Source organism: Zoogloea sp., from assembly GCF_028689785.1.
In the GTDB taxonomy this organism is placed as follows: Bacteria; Pseudomonadota; Gammaproteobacteria; order Burkholderiales; family Rhodocyclaceae; genus Zoogloea.
This window is the reverse complement of sequence record NZ_JAQVCN010000004.1, coordinates 104,599-125,768: the sequence shown is the minus strand read 5'-3', so window position 1 is coordinate 125,768 and position 21,170 is coordinate 104,599. Positions and strand designations below refer to the sequence as shown.

Below are 21,170 nucleotides of genomic sequence, written 5' to 3'. Positions count from 1 at the left end.
AGTCAAAAATAGGTGTCCTGGTATTCCTTTCGGCCCTGTCGGGCAAACCCCCAGATTCCGTAAGGCTTTGTTTTTCGACAGAAGGCGGAGCGGTCCGTTAAAATACTCCGTTCTCCGCTGCACAGACCCAGGTATCCCGATGACTCAGCGCCTGCGTGAAATTCCCTACAACTACACCTCGTTCTCCGACCGGGAGATCGTCATTCGACTGCTCGGCCAGGAGGCGTGGAAAACCCTGGACGCCTTGCGTTCCGAGCGCGTCACCGGCCGCTCCGCGAGAATGCTCTACGAGGTGCTGGGGGATGTATGGGTGGTTCAGCGCAACCCTTACCTGCAGGACGACCTGCTCGGCAACCGGGATCGCCAGGGTGCCCTGATCGGGGCGCTGCGCCACCGCCTGCATGAGGTCGAGAAGCGCCGCGAGGAATCCAGTGCCGAAGACCCCGAGCGCAGTGCCAAGGTGGCCAGCCTGGTGGTGGCGGCCCATGGTGCCGTCGACCGCTTTGCCAAGCTTTTCCAGGACACCGCCGAGCTGCGCAAGCGCGTGCAGCGCGAGCTGGTTCGCCACACCCGCAAGGACAACATCTGTTTTGACGGCCACGCCCGGGTGTCTCACGTTACCGACGCCACCGACTGGCGTGTCGAGTACCCCTTCGTAGTTCTCTACCCCGACACCGAGGAAGAGATGGCCCCGCTGGTGAAGAGCTGCATCGAGCTCGGCCTGACCATCATCCCCCGCGGGGGCGGCACCGGCTATACCGGGGGCGCCGTGCCGCTGGACGCCAAATCGGTGGTCATCAACACCGAAAAGCTCATTACCCTCGGACCGGTCGAGGACGTGGTGCTGCCCGGCCTCAACGGCCCCATGAGCGCCCCCTACGCCACCATCCGCACCGGTGCCGGTGTGGTCACCGAGCGCGTCTCCGAAGCCGCCTCGGCCGCTGGCCGTGTGTTTGCCGTGGACCCCACCTCCGCCAGCGCTTCGTGCATCGGCGGCAACATCGCCATGAACGCCGGCGGCAAGAAAGCCGTGCTGTGGGGCACTGCCCTCGACAACCTGGCCTGGTGGAAGATGGTCACGCCGGACGGCAACTGGCTGGAGGTGGAACGCCTCGACCACAACTTCGGCAAGATCCACGAACAGGAAACCGTGCACTTCCGCCTCAAGCGCTTCGACGCCAGGGGCTACAAGTTCATTTCCGAAGAAATCCTCTCCCTGCCCGGCGCCTCCTGCCGCAAGGACGGCCTGGGCAAGGACGTGACCGACAAGTTCCTGGGTGGCGTGCCGGGCGTGCAGAAGGAAGGCACCGACGGCCTCATCGTCGCCTCGCGCTGGGTGCTGCACAAGATGCCGCCGGTTACCCGCACCGTGTGCCTGGAGTTCTTCGGCCAGGTGCGCGAGGCCGTGCCGGCCATCGTCGAAATCACCGACTACTTCAAGCCCGGCGGTGCCGGCAACGCTGCCGGCGTGCTGCTGGCCGGCCTGGAGCACCTGGACGAGCGCTACGTGAAGGCGGTGGGCTACACCACCAAGGCCAAGCGCCACGGGCGGCCCAAGATGGTGCTGATCGGCGACATCGTCGGCCACGACGAGAACGCGGTGATGACCGCCGCCTCCGAAGTCATCCGCATGACCAACACCCGCGGCGCCGAGGGCTTCATCGCCGTCAGCCCCGAGCAGCGCAAGAAGTTCTGGCTCGACCGCTCCCGCACCGCCGCCATCTCCCGCCACACCAACGCCTTCAAGGTGAACGAGGACGTGGTGATTCCGCTGCCGCGCATGGGCGACTACTGCGACGGCATCGAGCGCATCAACATCGAGCTGTCCACCCAGAACAAGCTGGCCCTGTGCGACGCCCTTGCCGAGCTGCTGCAGGGCGATCTGCCCCTGGACACCGGTGACGCCACCATCTCCCGGGACGAGCTCATCGGCGAGCGCCGCAAGGACGCGCTGGACTACGTGGCCAGCGTGCGTCGCCGCTGGCAGTGGCTCCTCGACAACCTGGACCTGCCTCTGGCCCAGGCCGAGCCGCAGTTTGCCGACTACGGCATCCAGGCTGCCGAACTGTCCAACCGGGCGGCCAACCCGCGCCTGTTCCACCGCCTGCAGGATTACTCCGTGCGCACAGGCTGGAAGACCGAACTCAAGCCCCGTCTCGACAAGATCTTCGACGGCCAGCTGTTCGGGCCCGTGCGTGAGGAGATCAAGAAGCTGCACAAGCAGGTGCTCCGCGGCCGCGTCTTCGTGGCCCTGCACATGCACGCGGGCGACGGCAATGTGCACACCAACATTCCGGTCAACTCCGACAACTACGAGATGCTGCAAACGGCCAACAAGGCCGTGGACCGCATCATGGAGCTGGCCCGCAGTCTTGATGGCGTGATTTCCGGTGAGCACGGCATCGGCATCACCAAGCTCGACTACCTCACCGACGCCGAGATGGCCAACTTCTGGGCCTACAAGCAGAAGGTGGACCCGGAAGGCCGCTTCAACCGCGGCAAGCTGATGCGCAACGGGCCGATCAAGGGCAACCTCGACAACGCCTACACCCCCAGCTTCAACCTGATGGGGCATGAGTCGCTGATCATGGAGCAGACCGCCATCGGCGAGATCTCTCACGACATCAAGGACTGCCTGCGCTGTGGCAAGTGCAAGCCCGTGTGCTCCACCCACGTGCCCCGCGCCAACCTGCTCTACAGCCCGCGCAACAAGATCCTCAGCACCTCGCTGCTGATCGAGGCCTTCCTCTACGAAGAGCAGACCCGCCGCGGCGTGTCTCTGGCCCACTGGGCGGAGTTCGAGGATGTGGCCGACCATTGCACCGTGTGCCACAAGTGCGAGAAGCCCTGCCCGGTGGACATCGACTTCGGCGACGTGTCGATCAAGATGCGCAACCTGCTGCGCGAGCAGGGCAAGAAGTCCTTCAACCCCGGCAAGGCCGCGGCCATGGCCTTCCTCACCGCCAAAGATCCGGCCACCATCAAGCTGATCCGCAGCGGCATGATCGGCTGGGGCTACAAGGCCCAGCGCCTGGGGCACCGCATCGGCAAGAGCCTCGGGCTGATCCAGGATCAGGTCCAGCACCCGCCCGCTACCCTGGGCAAGCCGCCGGTCAAGGCCCAGGTCATCCACTTCATCAACAAGCCCATGCCGGGCGGCCTGCCCAAGCGCACCTCCCGGGCCCTGCTCGATATCGAGGACGACGCCATCGTCCCGGTGATCCGCAACCCGCAGGTCAAGCGTGACGAATCCGAGGCCGTGTTCTACTTCCCTGGCTGCGGCTCCGAGCGTCTGTTCAGCCAGGTGGGCCTCGCCACCCAGGCCATGCTCTACCAGGTGGGGGCCACCACCGTGCTGCCGCCGGGTTACCTGTGCTGCGGCTATCCGCAGACCGCCGCGGGCGAGGAGGATGCCGGCCAGAAGATCACCACCGACAACCGGGTGCTTTTCCACCGGGTCGCCAACACGCTCAACTATCTCGACATCAAGACGGTGATCGTGTCCTGCGGCACCTGCATGGATCAGCTGCAGAAGTACCAGTTCGAAAAGATCTTCCCCGGCTGCCGGCTGCTCGACATCCACGAGTACCTCATGGAAAAGGGCCTCAAGCTCGACGGCATCACCGGCACCCGCTACATGTACCACGAGCCCTGCCACACCCCCATGAAGGTCCATTCCGGCATCAAGGTGGCCAACGAGCTGATGGGTACGCGGGTCGATCTGTCGGACCGTTGCTGCGGCGAATCCGGCACCCTGGCCGTGGCCCGCCCCGACATCTCCACCCAGGTGCGCTTCCGCAAGCAGGAGGAGATCGAGAAGGGTGCCGAGAAGCTCCGCGGCGCCGACGCCACCGCCCAGGTCAAGATCCTCACCTCCTGCCCGAGCTGCCTGCAGGGCCTGTCCCGCTACAGCAGCGATGCCGGTGGCGTGGATGCCGACTACATCGTGGTCGAGATGGCCAAGCACATCCTCGGTGACAGCTGGATGTCCGACTACGTCGCCAAGGCCAATCAGGGCGGCATCGAACGCGTGCTGCTGTAAACCGGTGCCCTTGTGGGGTCGATTGAATTCGACCCCACGGTTCGGCTGCTCTTGGCCTGAAAACGCTTCATGCTATCCTGCGACCCCCGTTTTTCCGGCTGCGAATGTGGTGGCTGACAGAGCATGAGCGACGAACAGAATTCCGCCCCGGTGGCCGAGTTGGCCGAGGTGACGAACCCGGCTCCGCGCAAGGCCCCGGCCCGCAGCCCCCGCAAGAAGAAGGCCCCGGCCACCCCGGCCGAGGCCACCGTAGACGCCGTCGCAGTCGAGCCTGTCGCCGACGCGGCCGAAGCCAAACCCAAGGCCCGTCGAGCACCGCGCAAGCCTAAGGCCAAGCCGGCCGAGGCGCAGCCCGACGAAGTCACGGCCGATCTGTTCGCGGAGCCTGCCGGTGCCGCGGCTCCTACGCCGGACGTCGCGCCCGCCCTGCTTCCCGCGCCGGAGGTGTCTGTCGCCGAGCTCCGCCCCGAGCCAGGTGCTGTCGTCGCTGTCGGTGACGAGGCCTCTCACGCCCCTGACAGCGCGGAGCATTCCGATGGCGCCTATGCCCCGTTCGACGACGCCTCCGAAGGTGAAGAAGGCCCGGCAGGCCCCAGGCGCAAGCGCAAGCGTCGCCGTGGCAAGGGTGGTGCTGACCGGGAGGCTGCCCGCGGTGAGCAGATCGAGATGCCCGGCCTGGCCGATGGCGCGACCGGGTTGCCCTCCGAGCCGGACGGGGAGTCCGAGCCCGGGATCACCCTCGAGATCGTCTCCGAACCTGCTGCCGATGCAGATACCGGCGTCGCGCCCGAAGTCGCCGCCACGCCTGAGGAGTCTCTGCCCCCTCTCACTGTTGTCAGCCTGGGCCTCGAACTGCCGCCGGTGTTGTCCGCCGCGGCCCTCGAAGCCCTGCGTGGCGCCCGGGTGATTCTCGGCACTGCCGACGCCCTCGACCGCCTTTCCGGCCTGGGCCTGGAGGCGCCCCAGCAGCTGTGCGCCGCCGATTCTGCCCACATGGATGTGCGCGTCGTCGGTCACGCCGGCAGCGTGCTGGCGGTGGTCGGTGATGGCGCCGGCGACGGCCCGGCCCCCGAGCTGCTGGCCGACCTGGGCCCGGCCTATGTGCGCGTGCTGCCCGGCGTGGGCCGGGTGCAGGCCGCCTGCGCCGCCCTGGGCCTGTCGGCCGAGGTGGTCACGGTGGTGGATCTGCGCCGTGCGCCCCTGGCGGGCCTGCGCGGCCGCCTGCGCGCCCATTGTCTGTTTGCCCTGCCCCTGGCCGATGCCGAAGGGCCTGCGGCAGTGGCCCGACTGCTGCTCGACAGCGGCTTTGCGGGGGCCCGGGTGTGGGTTTGCGAGTTCATCGCCGGCAGCTTGCAGGCCCGCGCCTGGTTGGCCAGCGAGCTGGTGGAGATGCGTGAGGCCTTCGATACCCACGCCGTGCTGATTGTCGCCACCGGCCCGTCTTCCGGCGTGTTTGCCGAGCTGCCCGGCCTGTCCGATGCGGCCTTCGGTGACGAAGCAGGCGCGGCGCTGCCCCTGGCTGCCCGCGTCCTGGCCATGGCCTGGCTGCAGCCTGCCGCCTGGGAAACGGGCTGGGTCATCAGCGAGGGCGAAGCCAGCCTGGCTCTGGAGTGGGCCCGTGCCGTGCCCACCGCCCGAGTGCGGGCCGTGGGCATCGAGCCCACCCTGTTGGGCGTCAGCATGGCCCGCGCCGGGGTGGGGGACAAGCTCTCCGCCATTCCCTCGGCCTCGCCCCTGCGCTGCCGCGAGTGGCCGGTGCCCGAAGCTGTGTTCATCCGCGGCGGGGTTGGCCTCAGCGACTGGTTGGCCGCAGCCTGGGCGCGTCTTGCGCCGGGCGGCCGGCTGGTCGCCACGGCCGAAGACGATCAGGCCCGCGCCGATCTCCTTGCCTTTGCCAACCAGGTGCCCGCCGAGGCCTGGCAGGAGCTCAGCCTGTCCCGGGGCGAGACGGTGGCGGGGCGTCTGCGCTTTGCACCCAGCGCCCCGGTTCGTCTGGCCCTGTGGCGCAAGCCGGCGCTATCCTGAAACATTCCTTGCTGGAGCGCTGACGTGCCCGATTCCTCCTTCCCCCGCGAACGTTCCCCGGCCCGGCCGGGGTGGGTGTACCTGGTGGGTGCCGGCCCCGGCGACCCGGAACTGCTCACCCTGCGCGCTGCGCGTCTGCTGCTTGAGGCCGACGTGCTGGTTTACGACAACCTGGTCAGCAAGGAGGTCCTGGCCTGCGTGCCGACGGCCACCGAGCGCATCTACGTAGGCAAGAAAGCCTCCAATCATTCCCTGCCCCAGGAAGGCATCAATGCCCTGCTGGTGAAGCTGGCCGGGGAGGGCCGCAAGGTGGTACGCCTGAAGGGCGGAGACCCCTTCATCTTCGGGCGTGGTGGTGAAGAGGTGGAGGAGCTGGTCAAGGCCGGTGTGCCCTTCGAGGTCATCCCCGGCATCACTGCGGCGGCGGGCATTGGCGCCTACGCCGGCATTCCCCTGACCCACCGGGACTTTGCGCAGTCGTGCATCTTTGTCACCGGTCACCTCAAGGATGGTTCGGTGGACCTGGACTGGGAGATGCTGGCCCGGCGAAAGCAGACCCTGGTGTTCTACATGGGCATCACCCAGATGGCGGAGATCTGCGCCCAGCTCACTGCCCATGGCCTGGCGGCGACCACGCCGGCGGCGGTGGTGCGGCGCGGCACCACCCGTGAGCAGCGGGTCGTCACCTCCGATCTCGCCGGTCTGCCGGCTGCCGTCAAGGCCGCCGGTATCACCCCTCCGGCCCTGACCATCGTCGGTGACGTGGTCAGCCTGCAGCCCCGCCTCGCCTGGTTCCACCCTGATGAATAGCCCGTTGCGCGACCCCGCCCTGTGCCCCGCCCTGTTTGTCGCCGCACCGGCGTCCGGTCAGGGCAAGACCACTGTCACCGCCGCTCTGGCCCGTCTGCACACCCGCCAGGGGCGCCGCGTGACGGTGTTCAAGTGCGGGCCGGATTTTCTGGACCCACAGATCCATGCGGTGGCCAGCCGGGCGCCGGTCTATAACCTGGACCTGGGCATGTGCGGCTCCGCTGACGCAGCCTGGCGCCTGCACGCGGCGGCCCGCAGTTCCGACCTGATCCTCATCGAAGGGGTGATGGGCCTGTTTGATGGCAGCCCCTCCGGGGCCGACATTGCCCGCCTCTTCGGCGTGCCGGTGATGGCGGTGATCGACGCCAAGGCCATGGCCCAGACCTTCGGGGCCCTGGTCCACGGCTTGGCCACCTGGCAGCCGGACCTGCCCTTCTCGGGGGTGCTCGCCAACCATGTGGGCAGCGAGGGCCACGCCCGCCTGCTGCAGGACAGCCTGCGCCCCGGCATCGCCTGGTATGGCGCCCTCCCGCGGGACGCCGACGCGGCGCTGCCCGAGCGCCACCTGGGCCTGCTCCAGGCCGCCGAGATCGCCGATCTGGACGCCCGCCTGGATCGCCTGGCCGACCATCTGGCGCGTACTGGCGCTGCCGACCGCCCGGTGGCGGTGGCCTTCCCCGACGCGCCGGCGCCCCACGTGGCGCCCCTGCTTCAGGGGCGGCGTGTCGCCATCGCCCGGGACGCTGCCTTCGGCTTCATCTATCCGGCCAACCTGGACACCCTGGCCTCCCTCGGGGCCGAGCCGATCTTCTTCTCTCCCCTGGCCGGCGAGGTCGTGCCCGATTGCGATGCCCTGTGGTTGCCGGGCGGCTACCCCGAGCTCCATGCCGAAGCCCTGGCCGCCAACGCCGGCTGGCAGGCCGGGCTGAAGGCCCACCAGGCCGCCGGCAAGCCCCTGTTGGCAGAGTGCGGTGGCATGATGAGCCTGTTTGAAAGCATCACCGACCGGGAGGGCACCACCCATCCGGGCGCCGGTCTGCTCCCCGGCCACACCCGCATGCAGGCCCGCCTGGCCGCCTTGGGCACCCAGGTGGCCGAGCTGCCGGAAGGGCGCCTCACCGGCCACACCTTCCACTATTCGAAGAGCGAGACGCCCCTGGCGCCCCTGGCCCGCGCCACCACGCCAGCCGGCCGCGAGGGCGAGGCCATCTACCGCCTCGGCCGCCTCACTGCCTCCTATGTGCACTTCTACTTCCCGTCCAATCCGGCGACGGTGGCGGCCCTGTTCGGCGCCTGAGCGCTGGCTAGTCAGCCTACTTTCCTTGGTTTGAAGTTGTCTGCCACCTTGGGCTCCGTGGCGTTCCCCGTGGGGTCGAATTCATTCGACCGCGGACTTTGGTCAGCGGCTTGCCGGTGATTGGCGTGAGCAGGTCGAATAAATTGGCTCTGTTCGCGTTCGGTATGTAAGCACTATCCCGAGCAGGCCCGCTGGGCTTGGAGAGCCTTGGCTTCCGGGACGGTTTTCCGTTCTCTTACGTCACATTGGCCAGGGACTCGCCCCGGCGGGCGACCTTCTTCTTTGTTGTACGACAAAGAAGAAGGCAAGAAAACGTACCCCGCTGTCGCGCCCCCTTCGGGGGTTCCCTCTTTCCGGGCCCGTCAGGCGGGGTCTGCGCAAACTCGCCCTGCGGGCTCAGACATGCGCAGCCCTTTTTCCGCCTGCCGAACCCTCCAGTCGGCGCGCCAGAGGGGAAAGGAAATGCAGGTGATCAACGGCCAGTGCCCGACTCGATTTCCGCAGGGGCTCGGTGCATCCGAAAAGCCCGTTCCGACCCGCCGAGCAGCGCACCAGCGGGCGGGGAAGTCCGGCGCGGCTGTCTGAGCCCGAAGGGCGAGTTCCGCGCCGGCCGCCTGCTGGGAGCAGCGCAGGGGAGTCATTCGCGCAGCGAATGACCGGGGTGGCCGGGTCGCCTTTCTTGCCTTCTTCTTTGGCGAAGCAAAGAAGAAGGTCGCCCGCCGGGGCGAATTCCCGGCCAACGTCACGCCAGGATTGGTGAGCCTTCCCTGTCGGGGCGAAAACGCTTTCCACGCTTAACGCGAACATCGCCAATAAATTCGACCCCACGGGCCTTCACCCCTTCACGCAGACCACCTGGCGCAGGGTGTGGACGATCTCCACCAGTTCGGACTGGGCGGCCATCACCGCGTCGATGTCCTTGTAGGCCATCGGTATCTCGTCGATCACGGCCTCGTCCTTGCGGCACTCCACGCCGGCGGTGGCGCGCACCTGGTCGGCCAGGCTGAACTGTTTCTTCGCCTGGGTACGGCTCATGCGCCGGCCGGCGCCATGGCTGCAGGAGCAGAAGGCCTCTGCATGGCCGAGCCCGCGCACGATGAAGCTCTTGGCGCCCATCGAGCCGGGGATGATGCCCAGCTGACCCCGCTGGGCCGACACCGCTCCCTTGCGCGTCACCAGCACCTCGCGGCCGAAGTGGGTCTCCCGCTGCACATAGTTGTGGTGGCAGTTCACCGCCTCCAGGTCGACGCTGAAGGGCTTGGATATCTCCCGGCGGGCGGCGGCCACCACCGCCTCCATCATCAGCGTCCGATTGTGCCGGGCGTAGTCCTGGGCCCAGCCGACGGCCTCCACATAGTCGTCGAAATGGCGGCTGCCCTCGGTGAAGTAGGCCAGGTCACGGTCGGGCAGATTGGCGATGTGCTGGCGCATGTCGGCCTGGGCCAGCTCGATGAACAGGCTGCCGATGGCGTTGCCCACCCCGCGGGAGCCCGAGTGGAGCATGAACCACACCCCGTCGGCCTCATCCACGCACACCTCGATGAAGTGGTTGCCGGTGCCCAGGGTGCCCAGGTGCAGGCGGTTGTTGCTGCGCGCCAGTTTCGGGTGCTTGTCGGTGATGCGCCGGAAGCCGGGGGCCAGGGCCTGCCACCTGGCATCCACGGCTGCCGGTGCCTCGCTCCACGCACCGCTGTCGCGCTTGCCGAAGGTCTTGCCGTGGGGCACCGCCGCCTCGATGGCGCTGCGCAGGCGATGCAGGGCGTCGGGCAGGTCGGCGGCCACCAGCGAGGTGCGTGCGGCGATCATGCCGCAGCCGATATCCACCCCCACCGCTGCAGGAATGATGGCGCCGAGGGTGGGGATGACGCTGCCTATGGTCGAGCCCTTGCCCAGGTGCACGTCCGGCATGACCGCCAGGTGCTTGTAGATGAAGGGCAGGCGGGCGGTGTTCATGAGTTGCTGGCGGGCGGCGTCCTCCACCGGCACGCCGCGGGTCCACAGCTTGATCGGGGCGCCGCCGGGAACGGTAAGGGTATCGTGATGGGGCATGGGCTGACTCGTCGGGCAGAGCCGCGAGTGTCGCCGGAAACGGCCCCGATGGGGTGACCCCTTGGGGTGTGGGGGCATTGGCGCTACCATCCCGCCTGGCCCGCCACCCGGCGCAGGTCCGTGCAGCTTCGACAGGCCCATGAACCTGAAACGCTACGGCAACAGCCTTTTCGCCCGCATCATCCTGTTCGGCCTGCTGCTGGTGGTCCTGGGCGGCGGCACGCGTTATTACTTCCAGGCGCGCTTCCTGCGCGAGGACCTGACCCAGCTGGTGTCGTCCCAGCAGACCGCGCTGGCCGAGGCGGTGGCCCAGGACATCGACACCAAGATCCAGGACCGCCTGCGTCTGCTCGAACGCCTCGCCCTGACCCTGCCTCCGGCCCTGCTTGATCAGCCCGAGGCCCTGCAGGCCTGGCTCGGTGAGCGCTACCAGCTGAACCCGGTGTTTTCCCTCGGCGTGCTGGTGGTGGACACCCGCGGGCGGGTGCTGGCGGACTATCCGAAAGTGGCGGGGCGCGTCGGCTCATCCATCGCCGACAACCCCGACTTCGTGCGCGTGGCCCAGGGCGAAAGTGGGGTGGGCAGGCCACGCCTGGGGCCGTTCACGCGGCAGTCGGTCCTGCCCATGGGGGTACCGCTGCGGGCCCCCGACGGCAGCGTGCGGGCCGTGGTGCTCGGCATCTCCGCCCTGGGGGCGCCGGGCTTCCTCGATCGCATCACCCACGGTCGTATCGGCGAGAGCGGCGGCTTTCTGCTGATTTCACCGGCCGACAAGCTTTTCATTGCGGCCGGCGACCCGGACCTGGTGCTCAAGCCGACCCCTGCCCCGGGCATCAATCTGCTCCACGACCAAGCCATGGCGGGCTTTCGGGGCAGCGGCATCACCCGCAACGCCAAAGGCATCGAGGAGCTGTCGAGCATCGTCGGTGTGCCCAGCACCGGCTGGTTCGTGGTGGCCCGGCTGCCCACCACGGAAGCCTTTGCTCCGGTCCGTCGCGCCCAGGACGTGGTGATCCGCCACAGCGTAACGGCCATGTTGCTGGTGTTTCTGGTGGTCGGTTTCATGGTGCGCGTGATGCTCGGCCCGCTGAAGCATGCGGCCACGCTGGCCGACGCGATGACCCATGGCGAGATCCCCATGCGGCCCCTGCCGGTGGTGCGTGATGACGAGGTGGGGCGCCTGACCACGGCCTTCAACAAGCTGCTCGACAAGCTCACCCGCAGCCAGGTGAAGCTCGAACGCATGGCCCATCACGACGAGCTTACCGGCCTGCCCAATCGCGTCCTGCTGGCCGACCGGATGCGCCAGGGGTTGGCCCGTGCCCGGCGCCATGATGTGCGCATCGCCGTGCTCTATCTCGACCTGGATGGCTTCAAGCCCATCAATGACCGCCTTGGGCATGGAGTGGGTGACCAGGCTCTGGTGGAGGTGGCCCGCCGCCTCTCCAGCGTGCTGCGCCAGAGCGACACCCTGGCCCGGGTGGGGGGAGACGAGTTTGTGCTGCTGGTCACCGACGTGACCCGGGAGGAGGAGGCGCACATCCCTGTGTTGGCCGAGCGCTGCATTGATGCCCTGCTGCCACCTTTGAGCCTGCAGGACAGCTCATGCATTCTGGGGGTCTCCATCGGCATCGCCCTGAGTGAGGCCGACGACGAGCCCGAGGCCGTGCTGCAGGCCGCCGATCAGGCCATGTACGAGGCCAAGCAGGCCGGCCGTGGCCGCCACGCCACAGCACCCGGCGCCCGCACCCCCCAGGCACCTGCCCGGCCCTTCATACGGGTTTGAACACCATCAGGCCGTACACCCCCACCATCGCCGTGAAGGCCGGGTAGCCGAGCCGCTCCCAGCGGCGTGCCCAGACCCAGTACTGGGCCGGCAGTGGCCGCCCTTCGGCGTGGGCCGCCACGGCCATCTTCCCCATCCGGATCTGGTACCACACCACCGGCAGCCAGCATAGCCCGGCCAGGGCATACAGCCCCAGGGAGGCCATGATCCACAGGGAATCCAGGGGATAGCCGGCCCGGTGGATCAGCCAGGCACCGGAGAGGGGCTGGATGATCACCGCCGGGGTGGTGAACCACCAGTCGGCCCGCACCACCAGGCGCGACACCACGGCAATCGCCTCCACCGAGCCCGAGCGGTTGGCAAAGAACAGGTAGAAGGCCGTGCCGAAGCCGGTGCCGACCATCAATACTGATGACAGGATGTGCAGGGTCTTGATGCTCAGGTAGTCCATGGTTGAGGCTCCGACATGAGGATGAGGAGGATGGCGAGGATGGGCAAGTTCTTGAGAACCGGGCCAAAGGGGTGGGCCAGGAAGGCCGGCAGGGCGACGGCGATGATGGCGGTGTAGCCCAGCACCAGTGCGGCCTGCAGGCACCACAGGCGACGGCCGGGGCGGAACAGGCAGGCCAGGCCCATGGCCAGGTCAAGGGCGACGGCGGCGTTCAGGGTCTGCTCCGCGAGGGTGCCGCTCAGGCCCACTCCGGCGAGCAGGGCCAGGCTGGCGTCGCGGGGATACACGGCGAAGCTCACCCAGGCGGTCGCCAGCCACACCGCGGCCAGGACGTAGCGCAGCAGCGGCGTGCGCCAGGCCGCCAGGGCGCGCCCGCGCAGGGTCTCGGCCTGGGCGGGGGGGATGAAGCCGGCGATGCCCCGGGGCGGCCGTCCGAGCAGACGGGTCAGGGCGGCGGGGTCGCCGGTATTGCCGGCCCGCAGCATGCGCCAGGTGTCCGGGTTGAGCGGCCCACCCGGGATGCAGCCGCCCAGGCGGGCGGCCAGAGCCATTACCGGGGCCGGCACCGGCAGCCGGCGGGTGGGGGGCAGGCCCATGCTGTGCCGGTAGTGCTCAAGCATGCGGCCGAAGCTGACCCGGGTCGCCCCGACCACATCGATCTGCTGGCCGGTGGGGTGGTGTGGGTCCATGGCCCGCAGCACGGCCTCGGCCACATCGCTCACCTCCACGGGCTGGAAGCAGGCATCTCTCAGGGCCGGCACCGGCAGCAGGGGCAGGCTGGCGAGCAGGCGGAACAGCCTGGCGGAGGCGCCGTCGGCACCATGGACAATGGAGGGGCGCAGGATCTGCCAGGCGATGGGCAGGCCCATCAGGGCCTGGTCGGCGGCGTGTTTGCTGCGGAAGTAGGGGGTGGTGCAGGTGTCGGCGCCCAGGGCCGAGATCTGGATCACCCGCTCCACCCCGGCTTCGACGCAGGCTGCAAACAGGGCGGTGGGGCCGCGGTGGTGGAGGGCGTCGAAGGGCATGTCGCGGGTTTCGGCAATGATGCCGACGGCGTTCACCACCACCTGGATACCGTTCAGACGCTCGCGCCAGTGGGCCACGGTGGTGTCGGTGCGAAAATCGATGGCCATGTCCCCGGGGTGGCAGGCCTGGCGCACGCCGCGGATCACCTGATGGCCGGCGCGGCTCAGCCGGGTGCAGATGGCTCGGCCGAGAAAGCCTGAGGCGCCGCACACCAGGATGCTCAGTGGTCTTGCCGGAGGGTGTGAATCGCGCATGTTCAATCCTTTCAGACAGAATTTTCTGTAAAAACAGAAATAAAAAGGCCCAAAAAAAACGGGCGGCAAAGCCCGTTCTGGCTGTAAGGGGCGGGTCAGTCCTTGCGGCGGATGGCCTGGCTGATGCGGGCGCTGACGCCCAGGGTCTTCATCAGGGTTTCGGGTTTGTAGCGGAGCATCTCGTCGGCCAGGCTGCTCATGATCTCGATGAACTTGAGGGTGTCCTCGATGCGTTGGCGGGTGCCTTCTTCTTCATCGGCAATGGCCGGGTTGGCCAGGCATTCCCGCAGGGCCGTGGCGGTCGGGTCGATCTCCCGCTGGCGCCGGCCGGCGACGATCAGCTTGAACAGCTCCCAGACGTCGGCCGAGGTTTCGAAGTGGTCGCGGCGCTCGCCCTTCAGGTGCACCACCCGCACCAGGTTCCAGGACTGCAGCTCCTTGAGGCTGGTGCTGACATTCGAGCGTGCCACGCCGAGGGTTTCGGTGATCTCCTCGGCGTCCATGGGGCGGCCCGACAGGTAGAGCAGGGCGTGCACCTGGGCCACGGTGCGATTGACGCCCCAGCGTGAGCCCATCTCGCCCCAGTGGAGCACAAAGCGTTCGGCTATCGGTTTCAGTTCCATGGCGAACATGGTACGCCGTCAGTTATTTCTGTCAATACAGAAATAACTGACGGATTGGGGTGCCGCTTCGCCGGTGCGGGGTGACGTGTTTCAGTGCCCGAAGCTGTCTGCGTCGAGCATGTCGGGGTCGGGGCGGTCGAGGGTGTCGAGGGCGGCCATCTCGGCAGGGCTCAGGGTGAAGCCGAAGATGTCCAGGTTCTGGGCGAGGCGTAGTGGGTTGGCGGACTTGGGCGTGGCGATGATGCCCTGCTGCACGATCCAGCGCAGCACCACCTGCGCCGGGGTGCGTGCATGGGCGGTGGCGATGGCGGTGATGACCGGGTCGGCGAGCATCGCGTTGCCGCAGCCCAGGGGGCGCCAGGCGCCGGTGGTGATGCCTTTCTGGTGATGGATGGCCAGAAGGTCGTCGCGGTGATGCCAGGGGTCGAGCTGGATCTGGTTGAGGTGGGGCACCAGGCCTTCGTCGAAGAGGCGTTGCAGGTGGGCCGGCTTGAAGTTGGAGGTGCCTATGGCGCGTACCCTGCCCGCCTCCTGCAGCTTCACCAGCCCCTGGAAGGCCTCGACATAGCGGCCCTGGTCGGGGTTGGGCCAGTGCACCAGCAGCAGGTCGATGTAGTCCACGCCGAGCCGGGCCAGGCTGGCCTCGCAGGCCTGGCGTGCACCGTCCACGCTGTGCCACTGACGGTTGAACTTGGTGGTGATGAAGACTTCTTCGCGGGGCAGGCCGGCGCGGCGCAGGCCTTCGCCCACACCGCGTTCGTTGCCGTAGTTCTCGGCGGTATCCAGGTGGCGGTAGCCCAGGCGCAGGGCTTCGGCAACGGTGACGGCGGCTTCGTCGTCGTTCATGGGCCAGGTGCCGAGGCCGAGCAGGGGGACGCGGACACCGTTGGTGAGGGTCAGGCTGGGGGCGAGGGGAACGGTCATGGGGGGCTTCCCGTAAGGCGAGGAGCCAGTGAGACCGGCACCGTTCTGCGCGGTTCCGGGCTAGAAGTAGTAGCGCAGGCTGAGCTGCCAGCCGCGCCGCTCGGGCAGGGCGCCGAAGACGCTGGTGCCGCCGCCGCTGTGGGCCTGCCACTGGAGGGCGTAATCCAGCCGCTCCTGGTGGTAGCGAGCCTCCAGCCAGCTGCGCCGGCTCCGGTCGGTGAGGTCGAGGGTATGCATGGCGCTCAGGTCGAGGCGGGGGAGCAGGGCGTCCTGCCAGGTGCCGTGCACAAATAGGGCCCGCCGGGTGGGCATCTCCTGGGCGCTGGCGGCCCACTGGCGATACAGGGCATAGACCGGCGTGGGGCCCTGGCGCAGGCGCCGCCAGTCGTCCCCGTCCAGTCCGGCGCTGTTGTGGTGGTATTCGGCGGTGAGGGTCAGCTTGCTGGCGGTGGTGTGGGTGAGGCCGGCGGACAGGCGGTTGTGCCAGCCGTTGCAGGAGCAGGGAGCCAGGGCAGGCAGGGCTTGGGCAAGCTGATCGGGGCTGCGCCCGCTGCTGCTTTCCAGGTGTAGCACCGTGGCCGCGCCGACAAGGCTGGTGAGATTCAGGCCGAGCTGGGTGGGCTGGCCTTCCTGCTGGTAGGCCAGCAGCTGGGGGGTGAGGTTGCCGACGCGCTGGCTCAGAACCAGCAGGCCGCGGTGTTGCCGGTTGGTGGCGCCCAGGTCGGGGTTGAGGCCTTCGGGCTCCGGCGCGTGGCCCAGGCCCGGTGACAGCAGTGCGCTCAGGGAGCCGCCCTCCCATAGCTGCTGGCCGCGCAGCATTACGCTGCCCTGGCGGTTTTCCTTGAGGCTGGCGGGGTTGATGGAAACGGCGGCCCGCACCGCGCCGGCACGGAAGTAGTCGGTGGGGTTGTAGCCCGTGGCCACACCGTGGCGAACGTTGATGCGCCCCAGGTCGATGAGGCTGTCCGGCCGGGCGCGCCAGCTCAGGTAGGCTTCCTTGAGGGTGTTGATGGCGTGCTCGCCGTCCCGCAGGGCGGGCTGGCTGAGGTCCAGGCGGTTGGCCAGCAGGGCGCGCCAGCCGGGGGCCAATGTGCCGTCGTACTGGATGTCGAGGGACAGGCGGCGGTTGCTCCGGGTGTCGCCGCTGCCGCGCAGGTGGCTGCTGCCTAGGCCGATCTCCATGAAACGCCGCCAGTCGCTGGGGGCGGCGACCTCGCTGGGTGTGGTGTCAGCGAGCGTCAGGGCGTCGAGGTCGGCGTCCTGGGCGGCCGCCGGGCTGGCAGCCAGCAGCAGGACTACGGCCAGTCCGAGGGTGGGTGGAGAGGTCGGTGGGGCTGGATTCATCCTGTTTCCCCTCTGCACGAGTTCGTCTGACACTCTGGGCTCAGGGATTTTCTCCGTGGGGTCGAATTCATTGGCACTGTTCGCATTCGGTATGTAAACACTATCCCGAGCAGGCCCGCTGGGCTTGGAGAGCCTTGGCTTCCGGGGTGGAAGCGATTTCTGGACGTTCGCCCGAACATTGTTGACTCATTCCGTTTGTTCGGCCGCGAACCGGTGAGCGCTTACGGGACGGTTTTTCGTTCTCTTACGTCACATTGGCCGGGGACTCGCCCCCGGCGGGCGACCTTCTTCTTTGTTGTACGACAAAGAAGAAGGCAAGAAAACGTACCCCGCTGTCGCGCCCCCTTCGGGGGTTCCCTCTTTCCGGGCCCGTCAGGCGGGGTCTGCGCAAACTCGCCCAGCGGGCTCAGACATGCGCAGCCCTTTTCCGCCTGCCGAGCCCTCCAGTCGGCGCGCCAGAGGGGACCGGAAATGCAGGTCATCAACGGCCAGCGCGACTCTCCCGTGGGGTCGAATGAATTCGACCCCACGGGGGGCAGAGGGCGCCGGGCAGGGTCATTCGGGCTTGAAGCGGGGCAGGTAGTCCCGTTGCAGCCAGGCTTCGGGTACCTCGCGCTTGACCCAGTCGGTGTAGCGCATCACGGTGACCCAGTGGGGCTCCAGGCCGTCGATGATCACGGTCTCGGTGGGGCGCTGGATGCCGAAGATGCTCTGATAGCGGCGGTAGTAGGCGGTCTTCAGGAGTTTGCCGCTGTCGGCGTAGAAGCGCGCCTTGAGGGGGCGGGCGGTGCTCAGGTCAACCCACATGTCGATGCGCGCGTAGGTGGCGTCCGGGGTGCTGGCCGACAGGCTGAGGCGGTGGCTGCGGCGGGTCTGGCGGTCGCCGTCCTGGGTGTCTTCCTCGACGGCGCTGGTGGCCTGGTAGTCCCGGGCCAGGTTCACCGTCACCACGTCGCCGTTGGAGGCCTGGCCGAGCAGGCGCTGCTGGGGCGACAGGCGGATGCTGGCCTTGCTGGCCGGGTCGTAGAACCACAGGTCCTTGCCGTTGAAGAGAATCAGCTTGCTGGCGTCCCGGGCCGGGGCCACGTAGCGCACCAGGCTGCGGAACTGCCCGCCGTGGGGGTCGGCCCGGGAGTAGATGGCCAGGGTGCTGCTGTCGGTCTGCTTGCCCTGGCGGTACTCGGTGAGGGTGTTGGTGAGGCCGAAGGGGAAGTCCGGGTTGCGCACCGCGTCACTGGCCACCAGGATCTCCTGGGGGCTGGGCGCCGCCCGGGTGGCGGGGGCGGCCAGCATCAGGCCGGTGCAGGCCAGCACGGGGGCGATGAGATGGCGGAGTGTTCTCATGGGTGTCTTCATGCTTCAGGCGTGGCGCAGGGCGTCGACGATCACCAGGCGGGCTGCGCGGCGCGCCGGCCACCAGGCGGACAGCAGGGTAACGGCCAGCATGCCGGTCACGCTGCCGAGAAGCAGGGGCAGATCCTCTCCGACACGCACCAGGATCAGGTAGGCGTAGGAATAGCCCGGCGGCGTCCACGACCAGCCGCTGTGGTTGATGGCGTAGGCGATGAGCAGCGCACCCAGCACTCCCAGCACCGACCCGGCGATCCCCAGCAGCAGGGCCTCACACACGAACAGGCGGCGGATGCCGGCGCGGCGCAGGCCCATGGCCCGCAGGGTGCCGATCTCGGTGGTGCGCTCCACCACCGCCGTGCTCATGGTGTTGCCGATGGTGAACAGCACGATCACGCCAATCAGCAGGGCGATGAAGCCGAACATGGAGTCCATGAACTCATTGGTCTGCCGGTAGATCGGGTTGAGGGTATCGAAGTCGAGGATCTCCAGGTCGGCGTCCTGAAAGTGCTCGGCCAGCAGCCGGCTCAGCACCTCGCGGGCGGGCGGGATCTGCGCCGTGTGCTTGAGCTGTACCAGGATGGCGGTGACCTGGGGCGTGCCGGTGCCGAAGATCAGGCGCTGGGCCTGGGCCAGGTGCATGGCCATGTACATGTCGTCGAGGGCCTTGATGCCCATGTTGCTGGCCTTGATTACGTTGAGGCTGGCCACGTTGGGCGCGCCCCGGGCGGTGGCGGCGAGCATTTCGATGCGATTGCCGGGGGGGGCGGTCGGGCCGGCCTTTTCTAGGAGCGACAGGGCGGCGATGTCGTCGGGCAGCGCCGCTCCGTCCAGCACGGTGGGGGCAGCTGCCGGCTGACAGTCTGCGGCGTCGAGCAGCGCACACAGCTGAAGCTTGCGCGCCACCCCCGTGCCGACCACCACCGTGTCCTCGGCGGCACCGGCCAGGGGCAGGGGCTGGGCATAGCTCACCACGCCCAGGTCGTTCCACTGCATCATGCGGTTGCGGTCTTCGGGGATCAGGCCGGTGGCCATCACCGAGCGGGACACCCCGGCGGAAAAGTTGCCGGCAATGCCACCCAGCTGCAGGGTGGGCGTGGCAATCACCAGCATGGGGGCCAGCGCCGGGGCCTGGCGGATCCGTTCGAGCAGGCGCGGGTAGTCGGCAATGCCGTAGGCGGTGGGGTTGTCGCCCCCATCGACGAAGTAGCCCCGGCGCTGGATCTGCAGGTGGCCGGTCTGCTGCACGAAGCCGGTCTGCGTTCCGTAGATGATGTTGGAGCGATAGCCGCCGAACAGCAGGATAGCCACCAGGCCCACCACCATGGCGAGCAGGGTGGTGAGGGAGCGGCGGCGGTTGCGCAGCAGGTTGCGCAGGGCCAGGGATACGGTATTCACGCTTGGCCTCTCGTCGTGTCGCGGCCCGCTTCGATGCCGGTGATGCGCCCGTCGCGGATGAAGATGATCTCGTCGGCCTCGGCATGCACCTGGGGGTCGTGGGACGAGAACACGAAGGACACGTCCTGTTCGCGCTGCAGGCGGCGCATCAGGGTGATGATGTCGGCGCCGGTGTGGCTGTCCAGGTTGGCGGTGGGCTCGTCGGCCAGCACCAGCCGCGGCGCGGTGGCCAGGGCCCGGGCAATCGCCACCCGCTGGCGCTGGCCGCCGGAGAGCTGGGCCGGCAGATTGTGCTGGCGGTCCGACAGGCCTACCGCGTCCAGCAGGGCCTGCACCCGGCGGTGGCGCTCGCTGGCGGCCACGCCGGCCAGGACCAGGGGATATTCCACATTCTCCCGGGCGCTGAGCACCGGGATCAGGTTGAAGTTCTGGAAGATGAAGCCGATGTGGCGGGCACGGAAATCCGACAGGGCGTCGTCGGGCATCGACTGCACCTGATGCCCGGCTACGGTGATCTCGCCCTGGTCGGGGGTGTCGATGCAGCCGATGAGGTTGAGCAGGGTGGTCTTGCCGCTGCCCGAGGGGCCGGCCAGCACCGTGAAGGCACCCTGGCGGATGTCGAGGGTAATGTCGCTGAGGGCCGGTACGTCCACCGACCCGAGACGGTAGGTCTTGCCTACCTGACGCAAACTGACCGGATGCATGGCATTTCCTGAAGACTCTGGGCATGGCCGACCCCGGGCCGACCGGAGCGCATCCTACCCAGCGGGCAGAAGGGGGGTATTGTACGTTTCCGACATCGCGGAGGGCTGCCGCGGCCGGCTGCGCTCCCTATACTGCGGGCATGTTCAGGATCGACCCGACCCCCTTCGATGAGCGGGCTACCTCGCTCTCCACCGCCCGTTCCGAGCTGTGGTTGCCCCGCGCTGCCTTGTCGTCCTGCCTGCGCGCGGTGATGAGCCGCGACACCCGCGGCGTGCAGCTGGCCGAGCGCGACCGCTACAACCACTTTCCCGCCACCCCGGTGTGCTCCCTGGTCTGGTACTTCAGCGGCGAGGCGGAGATGCTCGACCCTCACCGGCCTGCCGCCCCCGACACGCCCGGCCGGCCCCTGCCGGACCGCATCACCTTCTGCGGCCCCTTCAACCGGCCGGTGATCAGCCGCAACCCGGGGCCCATGCACGCCATGATATTGATGCTCATGCCCGACGCCCTGGGCCAGCTCACCGGCCTGGACCCGGGCGCCTTCCTCAACCGCATCGTGCCCGCCGCCGAGGTACTCGATGCGCCGTGGATGGCCCTGTGCCGGGCGGTGGATGAGGCTCCCGATGATGCGAGCCGGGTCGCCCTCATGGATGCTTTTCTGACGCCCCGCTGGCAGCAGCTCCGCCCCGACGCGACTTCGCCAGTCCGGGTGTATGCCGATTGGTCGCGCAATCTCGCCCTGCGCGCGTCGGTGTCGGGCTGGGGGCGCAGCGTGCGGCAGGTGGAGCGACGCATCAAGCAATGGACAGGCCAGCCCCTGCGCGAGCTGCGCGGCATGGGCCGTTCCGAGCAGGCCTTCTTCGATGCCGTGGTGGCAGGCCGCTCCGGGGAGGTGAACTGGAGCGACGTGGCCAGCAGCAGCGGCTACGCCGATCAATCCCACCTGTCCCGCCAGAGCCGTCGTGTTACCGGCTTCCCCCCCGCCGAACTGCGCCGCCGCATCTTTGCCGACGAAAGCTTCTGGGCTTACCGCCTGTGGGGTTTCAGCGAGAGCCAGCTGCCTGACTGAGCCCGGAACCGGCGCAC

General features: G+C 68.3%; 15 protein-coding genes. 6 read left to right on the top strand and 9 right to left on the bottom strand.

The genetic code is table 11. The features are described from left to right. Nucleotides 1-139 precede the first annotated feature (139 nt). The 4 genes from PHI64_RS03700 (at nucleotide 140) to PHI64_RS03685 (ending at nucleotide 8,174) form a co-directional block, all read left to right on the top strand. The gene (locus PHI64_RS03700; RefSeq protein WP_299878768.1) at nucleotides 140-4,042 is read left to right on the top strand and encodes a DUF3683 domain-containing protein; all 3,903 of its coding nucleotides are present in this window, start codon (nucleotides 140-142) and stop codon (nucleotides 4,040-4,042) included. 123 nt (nucleotides 4,043-4,165) lie between these two features. Beyond that, entirely contained in the window at nucleotides 4,166-6,067 is a 1,902-nt protein-coding gene (locus PHI64_RS03695) for an SAM-dependent methyltransferase (protein ID WP_299878765.1), read from the top strand. A gap of 24 nt (nucleotides 6,068-6,091) precedes the next feature. Continuing rightward, entirely contained in the window at nucleotides 6,092-6,877 is a 786-nt protein-coding gene (gene cobA / locus PHI64_RS03690; protein ID WP_299878763.1) for a uroporphyrinogen-III C-methyltransferase, read from the top strand. Beyond that, the gene (locus PHI64_RS03685; protein ID WP_299878758.1) at nucleotides 6,870-8,174 is read left to right on the top strand and encodes a cobyrinate a,c-diamide synthase; all 1,305 of its coding nucleotides are present in this window, start codon (nucleotides 6,870-6,872) and stop codon (nucleotides 8,172-8,174) included. Before cobA ends, PHI64_RS03685 begins: the two co-directional genes overlap by 8 nt. A gap of 834 nt (nucleotides 8,175-9,008) precedes the next feature. On the opposite strand, the gene PHI64_RS03680 is transcribed toward PHI64_RS03685, so the two are convergent. Next, the gene (locus PHI64_RS03680; protein WP_299878755.1) at nucleotides 9,009-10,223 is read right to left on the bottom strand and encodes an RtcB family protein; all 1,215 of its coding nucleotides are present in this window, start codon (nucleotides 10,221-10,223) and stop codon (nucleotides 9,009-9,011) included. 139 nt (nucleotides 10,224-10,362) lie between these two features. On the opposite strand from PHI64_RS03680, the gene PHI64_RS03675 reads away from it, so the two are divergent. Then, nucleotides 10,363-12,009 (top strand): diguanylate cyclase, encoded by a 1,647-nt coding sequence (locus PHI64_RS03675; RefSeq protein ID WP_299878752.1) that lies wholly within the window; start codon nucleotides 10,363-10,365, stop codon nucleotides 12,007-12,009. On the opposite strand, the gene PHI64_RS03670 is transcribed toward PHI64_RS03675, so the two are convergent. The 8 genes from PHI64_RS03670 to PHI64_RS03635 form a co-directional block, all read right to left on the bottom strand. Next, nucleotides 11,996-12,460 carry a DUF2269 domain-containing protein gene (locus tag PHI64_RS03670; protein ID WP_299878749.1) on the bottom strand — a complete coding sequence of 155 codons (465 nt, stop codon included), beginning with the start codon at nucleotides 12,458-12,460 and terminating at the stop codon, nucleotides 11,996-11,998. The genes PHI64_RS03675 and PHI64_RS03670 overlap by 14 nt on opposite strands. After that, nucleotides 12,448-13,740, bottom strand: coding sequence for an SDR family oxidoreductase (locus PHI64_RS03665; protein ID WP_299878746.1), 1,293 nt, complete (start codon nucleotides 13,738-13,740; stop codon nucleotides 12,448-12,450). The genes PHI64_RS03670 and PHI64_RS03665 overlap by 13 nt, the downstream gene beginning before the upstream one ends. 95 nt (nucleotides 13,741-13,835) lie before the next feature. Beyond that, nucleotides 13,836-14,363 carry a MarR family transcriptional regulator gene (locus PHI64_RS03660; RefSeq protein WP_299878743.1) on the bottom strand — a complete coding sequence of 176 codons (528 nt, stop codon included), beginning with the start codon at nucleotides 14,361-14,363 and terminating at the stop codon, nucleotides 13,836-13,838. A gap of 90 nt (nucleotides 14,364-14,453) precedes the next feature. Beyond that, a complete protein-coding gene (locus PHI64_RS03655; RefSeq protein ID WP_299878740.1) occupies nucleotides 14,454-15,287 on the bottom strand; it encodes an aldo/keto reductase in 834 nt (277 codons plus the stop codon). Between the two features lie 60 nt (nucleotides 15,288-15,347). Further along, nucleotides 15,348-16,631 (bottom strand): hypothetical protein, encoded by a 1,284-nt coding sequence (locus PHI64_RS03650; protein ID WP_299878737.1) that lies wholly within the window; start codon nucleotides 16,629-16,631, stop codon nucleotides 15,348-15,350. Between the two features lie 555 nt (nucleotides 16,632-17,186). Further along, nucleotides 17,187-17,975, bottom strand: coding sequence for an outer membrane lipoprotein-sorting protein (locus PHI64_RS03645; RefSeq protein ID WP_299878734.1), 789 nt, complete (start codon nucleotides 17,973-17,975; stop codon nucleotides 17,187-17,189). A 15-nt stretch (nucleotides 17,976-17,990) separates the two neighbouring features. Then, nucleotides 17,991-19,379, bottom strand: a complete 1,389-nt coding sequence (locus tag PHI64_RS03640) for an FtsX-like permease family protein (protein WP_299878731.1) — start codon at nucleotides 19,377-19,379, stop codon at nucleotides 17,991-17,993. Further along, nucleotides 19,376-20,083: an ABC transporter ATP-binding protein gene (locus PHI64_RS03635; RefSeq protein WP_299878728.1), complete on the bottom strand. Its 708-nt coding sequence runs from the start codon at nucleotides 20,081-20,083 to the stop codon at nucleotides 19,376-19,378. The genes PHI64_RS03640 and PHI64_RS03635 overlap by 4 nt, the downstream gene beginning before the upstream one ends. 140 nt (nucleotides 20,084-20,223) lie before the next feature. Here PHI64_RS03635 and PHI64_RS03630 point away from each other — a divergent pair, with 140 nt between their 5' ends. After that, nucleotides 20,224-21,153, top strand: coding sequence for an AraC family transcriptional regulator (locus PHI64_RS03630; protein ID WP_299878725.1), 930 nt, complete (start codon nucleotides 20,224-20,226; stop codon nucleotides 21,151-21,153). Nucleotides 21,154-21,170 lie beyond the last annotated feature (17 nt).